The sequence below is a fragment of the uncultured Thiodictyon sp. genome (assembly GCA_903837595.1).
In the GTDB taxonomy this organism is placed as follows: domain Bacteria; phylum Pseudomonadota; class Gammaproteobacteria; order Chromatiales; family Chromatiaceae; genus Thiodictyon.
Window position 1 is genome coordinate 1 of record CAILVI010000089.1, and the last position, 10,857, is coordinate 10,857.

Sequence of the window (10,857 nt, forward strand, 5' to 3'; positions counted from 1 at the left end):
CGCGCAGGTGCTCCAGCGCATGCCGTTGCCCGCGTCACCGGCGCGCCGACGACCGCGCCCACCCAGACCGCCCGCGCTCCTGCCGGTAGCGGCATAGCAGGGGTGGCCGTAACGATGATCAAGGCCGTACTCCTGTTGCAGCTTGGCCAGGGCCGCCCGCATCTCGAAGGCAGTGTGCTCGTCAGGAAACGAAATAACGACAAGGTCGCTCACGTGTGGGTCTCCGGTTTGTCAGGTTGACGAACCCGGATGTTAATTGACTCTTGGGGATTCAAGCAACTTGATGAATACCCAAACTGGGCCAAGACGTATCTGGAAGTCCGCCCAGCCGCTAGCCCGACTTCCGCTATTCGCGCCTCTGCGCGTGACTTCGCAATAAGTGCATCGGGCCGGGCACACCGGCCTTACCAGCACAGCCGGGTGATCTGCGGCCGGTCCCAGGGGCCCGTGATGCGGTACTGGTAGCTGGCCAGACGATTGACGGCGCCGCCGGTGACCCGGTTGAACAAATAGACCCCCGCGCCCACCGCCGGACCCGCGACCATCCCGCTCGCCAGGGCGAGGCTGGTGCCGAGGCTGGGCACCACGGTGACCAGTTGGTCATAGGTGCGGGTGCGCAAGTTGGCGATACCCCGGACCTGGATATCGCTGGAGCTGGCCGCGATCTCGAAGGTCTGCACGCGCGCCTGCCCGCAACCCAGATCGATCCGTCCGGTGATGCGATTGAAGGCGAACCCCTTGGCGTAGAGGTCGGCGATGTCCAGGGACAGTCGGCGGCGCAATTCATACAGGTTGAGGAAGCTGTTGAGTGAACCCAGCACCCGCCCCACCCCGGGGCTCACATCCAGCAGGCGCCCGGGTCCCACGTCAAGCTCGATCCGGCCGGTCGACTGCAACAGTGTGAAGTCCCCGGGACCGCCCGCCCACCCGAGTCGCAGACGCGCCTCCACTGGGGCAGGACTGAGCAGGGGGGTGTAATCGAGGGCGCGCAGCAAGGGGCCGGTGTCGGTCGACTTGAGGGCCAGGACGAGGTGACTGAAGGTGCCGTCCGGTGCGTCCTGTGCGTCGGCGCTCCCGGTCACCCGGGTGTCGCCCGGGCCTGCATAGTCGAGCCGCGGGACCTCAACCACGCTGCCATGGGGGCGGACATCCAGCGCCAGGTGGCCGAGCCTGGCCGCCCCCCACCGCAGGTCCGAGACTCGCAGGTCGAGGGCCGGCAGCGACAGCGCCGCGGTGGTCGGGGCCGGTTGAGCGCCCAGCGCGCCTCGCTCAGGCTGCCGCTGCGGCACCAGGGCCTTAAGGTCGATGCGTTCGACCTGGACAAGCAGCGGCTGTGCCGACCCCGCCGAACTGCCGGGCAGTCGGACCTGGCCGGCGAGTTGACGTGAGACGAGGCTTAAGACCCAGCCGTCAGCCGTCGGGGCGGCCTGCACCTGGGCGCCGGTCAGGCTGGCCCAACCCAGGTCGAGTCGCGCGACCCGCAGGTCCGCGGACACAGGGCCCAGCACCCGTTGGGGATCGATGGACGCGTCGCGGCCAATACCGAGACCGGTGCCCAGGCCGACGCCGACCCGCTCCCACCAGCCGAGCCAGGCCGGTGGGTCGAGCGCCTCGAGGGACCCGTCGATGACTAGGCCCGGTGCCGTCGGGGCCGCGGCCCGCCGCGCCCCCAGGGTCACCCGACCGCGCGCCAGACGCGGCGGCCCCGCGTCGGGGTCCAGGACCAGGTCCCAGGCCAGCGGCTCCCAACTGCCGCTGATGGCGAGGCCGCCGCCGGGGAGCGGCACGCCAGTCAATACCAGGGGCCGCGCCGGGGCCGCCGTCTTGCCCAGGGGGCGGGGCAGGTCCAGGGCCAAGCCGCGCAGGTCCGAGCGCAGCGTGAAGGCAAACGACGTACGTTGGCCCGGACGGTCGCCGCGGGTGGGATTGCCCCGCATGGGAGAGTCCCGGCTGGGAGCGGGCGAGTACAGGTCGACCGCCAGGTCCCAGTCCAGGTCGCCGCTGCCGACCCGCCACCAGGGCGAGGCAAAGGCATCTGCCAGGACCTCGACCGGGGTCCGGGAGCGGGCCTGGATGCGCGTTGCGGCCAGCCGCGTGCCTCGGGCGGCGACCGTGTCGATGGCGAGCGTGACCGGCGCCCCCCAGAGCCGGGCGCGGATGCCCGCGGCTTGCACTGAGCCCAGACCGAAGCGCAGGTCGCCGGCAAGCGCGGTCAATTGCAGCGGGGTGCCTAGGAGGCGCAGGCCGGCAGGGCCCGGCCAGGAAAGGCGTCCGTCCAGCGTCAAGGCCCCGGCAGCGTCCAGGGGGAGTTCCAGGCCCAGGACCAGTTGCGAACGGCCATCCAGCTCCAGGACACGCGCGAGCGGTCCCAGGGGTTCATCCAGCGGGGTGTCGCGGACGAATTGCAGCCCATCGGCGAAGGGACCGCTCGCCGTGACCTGGATCGACAGCCGACGCGGGTCCCAGAGGTCAGCGATGGTGGCCCGCCCCTGGCTCAGCTCGGTCTGATAGAGGCGACCCGCGTCCAAGCGGACCTCGAGCCCCTGAGCCGCGACGCGCAACCCGCCGGCGGCGGCCTCAATGGGCGGCCAACCGGGCAGGTACCGCAGCACCAGGTCGCGATAGTCCAGGTTGACCTCAAAGCGGCCCTCCCCGGCGCCGAACGGAAACCGCTGCAGCGGGCCGCGCAGCACCAAGTCACCCCGCGGCAGGCGGCCGGCGACCAGGGCCTGGGTGAGCCAGCCGACCGCACCCGTTGCCGCGACCGGCAGATAGCGCCGAAGCTGTGCCAGGTCGGCGTCCTCGATGCCCGCTTGCAGGTCCAGGACAGGACCGGTCCCGGGCGCGGGTCCGGGCAGGACTTCCGGCAAATCGAGGGTGAAGTGCGCCCGTGCGGTGAGGTCCTGATTGCCAAGTACCAGCTCGGTACTCGCGACCTGCCAGCCGCCCGCCGGGCCGCGCGCCCAGGTGAGCCCCCCGCCGAGGCGCTCGAACCGGAGGATGGAGTCGAGGCGCGGGCGCAGGTCCAGCCCCAGTCCGGTCGTGCCGAAGCCGAGGGTTCCCCCGTCCTGATTCGCCCGCAGAATGGCGTTAAGACCCGTGATACCAGGCCATTGTCCCAGTCGCCGCAGGCCAAGTCCCCGGATGTCGGCCGCGACCTGCCAGGTCGATGGCCCTTGGGGAGGCAGCCGGACGCGCACCACCAGCTTCTCGAGCCGGCCACGCGGGTCCAGCGCGGCCATCCGCTGCGGGTCCAATGCCGAGGCTTCCAGGGTCAGTGACCGGGGCCGGGCACCCAGCACCCGCGCCACGAGCGACAGGTCGAGGTCGGCGACCACCAGGTCCAGTGCGCGTAGCCGAGCGTCCGCCGCCAGCCGCAGGTCGAGCCCCAGGTCCGCAACCCCGGCACCATCCACCGCCAGCCCGAGCTGCGCCGTCTCAACCCGCCAACCGAGGTCACGTGGGGTGAGACGGACCAGGCCGTCGAGATGGTCCAGCACCAGCAGGGGCGGTGACCTTGCCAGCCCCATGCCGGCTGTGCCCACACCCGAATCGACCTTGGGATCGGCCTCGGGATCAGTCATGGGGACCCCGGCTGGATCGGGTCCGGCGGGTCGGCGCAGGACCACACCGTTCAAGCCAATCCGATTGAGACTCTCGCGCAGTTCCCCCTGCTCCAGCCGATTCCAACTCTCCAGGTGGATACCTTGGCTGCTCAGCAATCCCGGCCCGCCCAGACTCGACGGCACCAAGGGGGCCAGATCGCCGCCGACCAGGCTGAGATAGACCTCACCGCCCCACTGGCGCGTATCGCCCGCCGCCCCCCGCAGGTCTGCGCGCAGCTGGAACTGCGCGTCGATCGGCACGGCGACCGGGGCGACCCCCGGCGCGGGTGCCGCGGCGGCCACCGGGTTGGCAGCGAGTGTGAACCGGTGCAGTCGACCGGCGTTGTGCAGCCGCAGGCTCAACTGCGTGAGTCGGATCTGCGCCCCGCCCAGGGCATCATCCGTAAAGCGCAGGTCTCCATCGGTGATCGCGAGCTCGCGGGCGGTCAGAAGGGTCGCCAGCGCACCCGGATCGTCCGTACCCGGCTCGGCCAGCCCGGCCAGGCCCACCCGACCGTCGCGCGCGCGATGCAGCGCCAGTTCGGCACCGACCAGCGTGAGGAGGCTCAGGCGGGGCTCGCCCGCCATCAGGGAGGCGAACGGGTCCAGGTCCAGTTGCAGGGCGCGCAGGCGCAACAGGTCGGCCCCGCCCTGCTGCGAGCCGATCGTCACGTTGGCGAGCACCAGTTGGGGCGACCAACCGACGAGGCGTAGCCGCATCGTCTCCACGGTGAGCGGGTGGTGAAGCCGGGCCGACAGGGCCTGGGTCAAGGGTTCGCGGTAACGGTCAGCGAAGGGCAGCGCCAGACGTACGACCGTCAGCAGGACGGCGAGCAGGATCAGGGCCAGCAGTGCGAGCCGCAGTGCCCATTGAATCAGAAGGTGCATCAGGGACTCGCGGCCATGGATGGGTGGAGCCGGCGCAGATCGGAGCACCGCCGCCTGTCCCACAGCGGCTCGGTGCGTCACCCGCCCAGGGTCAGGATGCGCTCCTCAGGCACCCGGCGCCCCATCCCCAGCCGGCCTGGCCTCGAAGGCACTCAGTACGGCATCCAACCCCGGGAAGAAGGCATCCGCCCCGACCAGACCGGTCAGTTGGGAGCGGTCAAGCTCCGCTTTGACCTCGTCGGTCAGCTGCGAAAAGACCAGTCGGATGCCCTGGTCCGCCAGGCTCACGTGGACATCCCGTAGGGCCGCGGCGGCGGTGAAGTCCACGTCATCGACCGCCGCCGCGTCGATACAGAACCAGTTGAGGGGCGAGGACGCGCTGCGCACCAGGGTCATGACCTCCTCGGTAAAGACGTGCGTATTCGCATAATACATATCGTGCATGAAACGGTAGATCATCAGACCGGGCGCCGCCTGGATCTCAGTCTTCACCGGGTGCAGGCGCCACCCGCCCGCCGCATTCGGGGCCATGAGCCGATTGTTCGGCGCGTAACCGTGTTTCGTATGGACAGCCAATGACAGGACGATCGCCAGCAGGATGCTCTCCTCCACCCCGACCAGGACGACCGTCGCCCCCGTCACCAGCGCGACCCAGAATTCCCGGCGCCGCTGCGCATAGACCCGCTTCATTCCCGCGACATCGATCAGTTCCAGCCCGATGAGGAAAACCACCGCCGAGAGCACCGCCCCCGGCATATAGGCCAGGGGTGCGGTGAGGAACAGCAAGACCAGCAGCACGATGGCACTGGTGGTGAGCATGGCCAGTTGAGTGTGCCCGCCCGCACTCGCGACCATCTGGGACTTGGTCGGGCTGCCGTTCACCACGAAGGTCCCGGTGAGACCGGCGCCGAGATTCGCGAGCCCCAGCCCCACCAGGTCCACATTCTCATCAAGCGGCTCCCGGTAACGGGCGGCATAGGCGCGGGAGGTGGCGGCGCTTTGGGCCAGAATGACCACAAACAGCGCAAAGGCGGTGGGGATCAGCGACTGGATGAGATCCCAGCGCCAGACGCCCGCGGGCAGACCAAAGCTCGGCAGACCGCTCGGCACCGGACCGAGCACCTTTATCCCATAGCTCGCCAGGTCGAAATGCCAACTGACGACAATGGCGCAGATCACGGCAAGCAACGCGCCCGGAATCCTGCGCGAGAGCATCCGGGAACCCACGATGATGGCGATGACCGCCGCGGCTACGCCCAAGGCCACCCAGTTGGTCTGGCCGATCTGCCGCGCCATGGCGATGAGCTTCTCGATCGTCCCATGTCCCCCGCCCGGCAGGCCCAGCATTCCAGAGACCTCGCCTAAGGCCACCTGGGCGCCAACCCCGGACAGGAAGCCGATCAGCACCGTGCGCGAGAGGAAATCCGCGAGGAATCCCAGTCGGACGACCCGCGCCAGGAACATGAAGACCGCGGACATGAGCGCCAGGAGCCCCGCCAGGGCGAGCCATTCGCCCGAGTAGGGGGCGGCCAGGGCCGCAATGCTGGAGGCGATGATAGCCGCGGTGGCCGAATCCGCGCCGACCACCAGATGGCGGGAGGCCCCGAACAGTGCGTACAGGGTCATCGGGATGAGGAGGGTATAGAGTCCGGTTATGACCGGGGTGCCGGCGATCTTGGTGTATCCCATCACCTCAGGGATCGCCAGTGCCGCCAAGGTGAGGCCGGCGATGAGATCGGCCGGGATCTGGGCGCGGTTGAGCGGGAGGAGGCCTTGCAATATCGGCAACGGCAGTCCGGGCCTGCTGGTAGTCACTGTTGCCATGCGTACGCGCCTGAATGGTTAGGATATTGGATCTTGATCATCATTCCGGCCGCCGGTGCTCCCGGCGCGGAGCGCCTGACACAGGCGTGACACCGCTGGAGCGGTGTCACGAGCAGTATTCGCGGCGAACGCGCTCCGCGCCGGATCTGTAGGCTGGGTAGAGCGAAGCGAAACCCAACACTCAACGCCTTAGCGGCGCGGAAAGGATGGGTTTCGCTGCGCTCTACCCATCCTACGGGAGTACTTACCCAGCCTCAGTCCTTCTTGCGCTTGCCGCCCCCTTTTTCCTTCTCTTTCTCCTCACCCGCCGCCGCATGATATTCACGCCGGATCTGGTCCAGATCCACCGTCGGCTTGGGGTATTGCAGGTCCAATGCCTCCAGCGCATCGGCGACGATGTTGGCCACCGCCAGGTTGCGGAACCATTTGTGGTCACAGGGGATGGTGAACCAGGGGGCGTGCTCGGTCGAGGTCCGCTCCAGGGCCTCATCAAAGGCGTCCAAGTAGTCGTCGAAGAATGCGCGCTCCTTGTAATCGGAGTCGCTGATCTTCCATTGCCGATTGGGGTCCTTCAGCCGCTCGGCGAAACGCCTGAGCTGCTCCTCCTTAGACACGACCAGACAGAACTTCAGGATGGTGGTGCCGTTCTCCACCGCCAGCAACCGCTCCCACTCGTTGATCAGGTCGTAACGCCGCTCCCAGACCTTGCGTGGGATGAGCTTATGGACCCGGGTGACCAATACGTCCTCATAGTGCGAGCGGTTGAACACCGCCACCTCGCCCTTGGCCGGGGCGTGCGGGTGGATGCGCCACAGGAAGTCGTGCCCTGCCTCCGCCGGGGTGGGCGCCTTGAACCCCTGAACCTTGCACCCCTGGGGGTCCATGCCGCCGATGACGTGCCAGCACACGCCATCCTTGCCGGCGGCGTCCAGGCCCTGCAGCACGATCAGGAGCGAGTGCTGATTGTCGCCATACATCTTGCGCTGCAGATCACCAAGCTTCGCCTTGGCGGTTTCCAGTGCCTTCTCCGCGCCCTGTTCGGCGTCCTCGTCCTTGCCGCGATAGGCCGGGTCGAACTGCTGGAGCCGGACCTTGGACCCCGGCTCGACGATGAGCTTCTTGGGGTAGTTCATGATGCCGGCCTCGCTGCAATGGGCCGCCCGAGCCCCGTCTGGGGCGCGTCACGCCGGTCGAGTATACGGTAGTAGATGAGCTTCACCACATCGATCACGACCATCCAGACCAGGCAGTAGAGCCAGACGATGCCGATAAGACTCCAGGGCAGTTGCGGCACCAGGATGCCATAGGCGCACATCAGGGCCGCCACGGCCTGGGTCGCGACGATGGCCAGGAAGAGCGGCAGGCTCGGGTAGGGCGGCAGGAAGATCGAGCGCCTGGAGCGCACCACGAACAGCAGCAGATGACCGCCGGCCGCGAGCTGAAGGAACAGCATGGTCTGGAGGTGGTGGTGGTCGAGCGCGAACTTGGCCATGAGCGAGGGGTTACTCATCCATTCCATGCCGGCCAAGACCAGCCCGAAGCTCTGCGCGAGGGCGAAGAGCCCCATCAAGGATGAGAACACCAGGATGCGCTGCATCTGCCAGCGTACCGGCCGCGGCGCGGTCTCCACATTGTCATAGGCGATGGTCATGATCGGGATGTCGTCGAGCAGGGCGAGCACCACGATCATGATGGCGGTCAGGGGCTGGAAGCCGAAAAAGACGTAGGCCATGACCACCACGAACATGATGTCGAGCGTCATGGCGATGCGGTAATAGACGTAACTCCTGATCCGCTCGAAGATCTTGCGCGCCTCGACGATCGCGTTGACGATGGTCGAAAGCCCCGGGGCCGTCAGGATCAGGGCCGCGGCACTGCGGGCGGCATCGGTGGCGCCGCTCACCGCGACACCGCAATCCGCCTCCTTCAGGGCTGGGGCATCGTTGACCCCGTCGCCGGTCATGGCGACCAGGTGGCCCAACTGCTGCAGGCTTTTTACGATCTGGTATTTGTGCTGCGGGAAGACCCGCCCGAAGCCGTCCGCCCGCTCCACCGCCCGGGCGGCGGAGAGCGGGATCTGGTCGGGGTCCGTACCCTCCTTGAAGACGTCCCCGGCCACCAGCAGGTGTCCGCCCATACCCAACTGCTTGGCGATCTCGCTGCCGATGGCGACATCGTCGCCGGTGACCATCTTCACCGAGAGTCCAAGCTTCTGGGTCTCGGCGATGGTCGACTTGGCGTCGGGGCGCGGCGGGTCCATCAGTGAGAGCAGGCCCACCAGGGTCCAGGTCTTGCCGTCGTCCCCGGAACTGGCGACCCCGAGCGCCCGGTAGCCGCGCCCGGCCAGGTCGTTCACCTGACCGTCATACTTACCGCGGGTCACCGGGTCCAGGTGGCACAGGTCGGCGATCGCCTGCGGCGCGCCCTTAGCGTACTGGAAGCTGCGCCCCTGGGCGTCGGTGACGGTGGCCTCCGTCTTCTTGTTGACGGGGTCGAAGGGGATGAACTTGGTCTGGGTGACCGTATCCAGTGCCTTGGGGTCGGCGAGGGCGTGCAGGACGGCCTGGTCAATCGCATCCTCGCTGTTGCGTTGGCTCGCCAGCGCGGCGGCAAAGACGACGTCCTGCGGCTGGGCCGTGCCATAGGGGATGGGCGCGTCCAGCTTGAGCTGGTTCATGGTCAGGGTACCGGTCTTGTCGCTGCATAGCACATCGACGCCCGCCAGTTCCTCGATGGCCGAAAGCCGCGAGACGATCGCCTTTTCCTTCGACAGCGCGAGCGCCCCGAGCGCCATGGTAACCGACATCACCGCCGGCATCGCCACCGGGACCGAGGCGATCAGCAGCACCAGCACGAACTGGGCGATGGCGCCCACCGTGTCCCAGCCCCAGACATCGGCGACCACGACGTCGCGATAGACCTGGAAGCCCACCAGGATGACCGCCAGCGCCGCGGCGAGCAGGATCAGGAAGTCGCCGATCTGCAGCACCGCCTGTTCGGAGTGCGACTTGGAGCCGGCGGCGGCGACGAGCTTGGCGGTACGGCCGAAGAAGGTCTGGTTGCCGGTGGCGGTCACCGCCGCCGTCATGGTCCCCTGCTTGGCGATGCTGCCCGAATAGGCGCTGTCGCCGACCCGCTTGGAGACCGGCAGCGATTCTCCGGTCAGGGCCGACTGGTCGACGCTGAGATACTCACCCTCCAGCAGCAGACAGTCCGCCGGCAGGATCTCGCCCGCCGCCACGGTGATCACATCCCCGGGCACCAGGTCCGCCGAATCCACCGACAACCATTGCCCCCCGCGTAAGGCGCGGGCCTTGAGCGCCAGGCCCTTCTTGAGTGCCGCAAGCGCATTGGCCGCCTTGTTGTCCTGCCAGAAGCCGACCGCGGCGTTGTAGAGCAGGAGCCCGGTCACCACGCTGAAGTCGGGCCAGTCCAGGCGCGCGAGGGAAATGATGGCCGCGGCCTCGATCATCCACGGGATCGGCCCCCAGAAATAGCCGATGAGCTTGGTCCAGCGGCTCTCCTCCTTGGCGACGATGGCGTTGGGTCCGAACTTCTCCAGCCGGGCCTTGGCCTCGTCCGCGGTGAGGCCCTTGGGCGAGGTCCCAAGTTTGCCGAGTTCCGCCGCGATGGCGGCCGGACCCAGGGTGGTCGCGGCACCAGCGCCGGCCGGCGCCCCACCGGCGGCGGTTGGTGCCGGACTGGTCGCCGTGTCCGCCGGGGCGGATTGTTCAACGGCAGTGAGCGTGGTCATGGTGTCTCCCCCATCATGCATACTGGGACTGCGACTTAAGGTTGCGCTTCGACGTCGGCCAGCCCTGACTTGAGCGCCTGCACGACCAAGTTCCGCGCCTTTTTCTCATCATCCACATCCGGCACGTCCCACTCCATGATCCGGACATACTTATTGAGCAGGTGCCGCAGGTCGTCGACGATCTCGCTATGATAACGGGCCAGCTCGATCTTCTCACTGTCTTCATTTTCGCTCACGGTCAAAATCCTCTCGGTGAACTGACGACTTAATGATTGGCCTCATTGGTCAACGCAGCCAGGCGCATACCCTGATTGGGAACCGACCGGCAATGCCTCATTGCGTGACACGACCAGCGTCGCGACCAGCCTATGCCGCAATCTAAGAAACGGATAGGTAAAATTAGCGCACGCTTACGAGCGCCGGCAAGCCGGCAGGTACCCAAGATGGGCCAGCGCACAGGCTTATCAGCGCGTCGTGTCCGCATGCCTGCGCCCAGGCATGGCTAGAGCCCAAGATTGATGATTTGTGATGATTTTGTAAAGCTCCCGGTGCCACTGACGGCCGGCAAACCCCGCACGATACGGCCCATTTTGAGTATCCGTCGCATTGACTTGCGTCGCGCAACGGCTAAAGTTATCAGCTGTTATCCTGAAGGCTCTTCCTGCGTTTCAGGCGGTTCTGGTCAGCAAGGCCGAGAGCATGGGCTGGAGCAGCCCCCGACCGCGCCGGCGGACGTTGTGCGTGAACTGAAAGAACCCCAGGTAGAGCGGCAATTGCTCCTGGGAG

The 10,857-nt window shown here is 67.4% G+C and carries 5 protein-coding genes and 1 pseudogene; all 6 read right to left on the reverse strand.

Annotated features, from left to right (window positions below):
* Positions 1-213: pseudogene (locus QZY44_RS04885) on the reverse strand (hypothetical protein); the annotation flags it as partial.
* A gap of 191 nt (positions 214-404) precedes the next feature.
* Positions 405-4,493 carry an AsmA-like C-terminal region-containing protein gene (locus tag QZY44_RS04890; protein ID WP_295443027.1) on the reverse strand — a complete coding sequence of 1,363 codons (4,089 nt, stop codon included), beginning with the start codon at positions 4,491-4,493 and terminating at the stop codon, positions 405-407.
* A gap of 105 nt (positions 4,494-4,598) precedes the next feature.
* Entirely contained in the window at positions 4,599-6,317 is a 1,719-nt protein-coding gene (locus QZY44_RS04895; protein ID WP_295443030.1) for a SulP family inorganic anion transporter, read from the reverse strand.
* A 254-nt stretch (positions 6,318-6,571) separates the two neighbouring features.
* Positions 6,572-7,450, reverse strand: a complete 879-nt coding sequence (locus QZY44_RS04900) for a polyphosphate kinase 2 family protein (RefSeq protein WP_295443033.1) — start codon at positions 7,448-7,450, stop codon at positions 6,572-6,574.
* A complete protein-coding gene (locus QZY44_RS04905; RefSeq protein ID WP_295443036.1) occupies positions 7,447-10,071 on the reverse strand; it encodes a plasma-membrane proton-efflux P-type ATPase in 2,625 nt (874 codons plus the stop codon). The genes QZY44_RS04900 and QZY44_RS04905 overlap by 4 nt, the downstream gene beginning before the upstream one ends.
* A gap of 35 nt (positions 10,072-10,106) precedes the next feature.
* Positions 10,107-10,307, reverse strand: coding sequence for a hypothetical protein (locus tag QZY44_RS04910; protein ID WP_295443038.1), 201 nt, complete (start codon positions 10,305-10,307; stop codon positions 10,107-10,109).
* Positions 10,308-10,857: the final 550 nt, after the last annotated feature.

Coding starts and splice junctions, on each gene's coding strand:
- QZY44_RS04890 (WP_295443027.1), bottom strand. CDS start 4,493: ATGCACCTTCTGATTCAATGGGCACTGCGGCTCGCACTGCTGGCCCTG.
- QZY44_RS04895 (WP_295443030.1), bottom strand. CDS start 6,317: ATGGCAACAGTGACTACCAGCAGGCCCGGACTGCCGTTGCCGATATTG.
- QZY44_RS04905 (WP_295443036.1), bottom strand. CDS start 10,071: ATGACCACGCTCACTGCCGTTGAACAATCCGCCCCGGCGGACACGGCG.
- QZY44_RS04900 (WP_295443033.1), bottom strand. CDS start 7,450: ATGAACTACCCCAAGAAGCTCATCGTCGAGCCGGGGTCCAAGGTCCGG.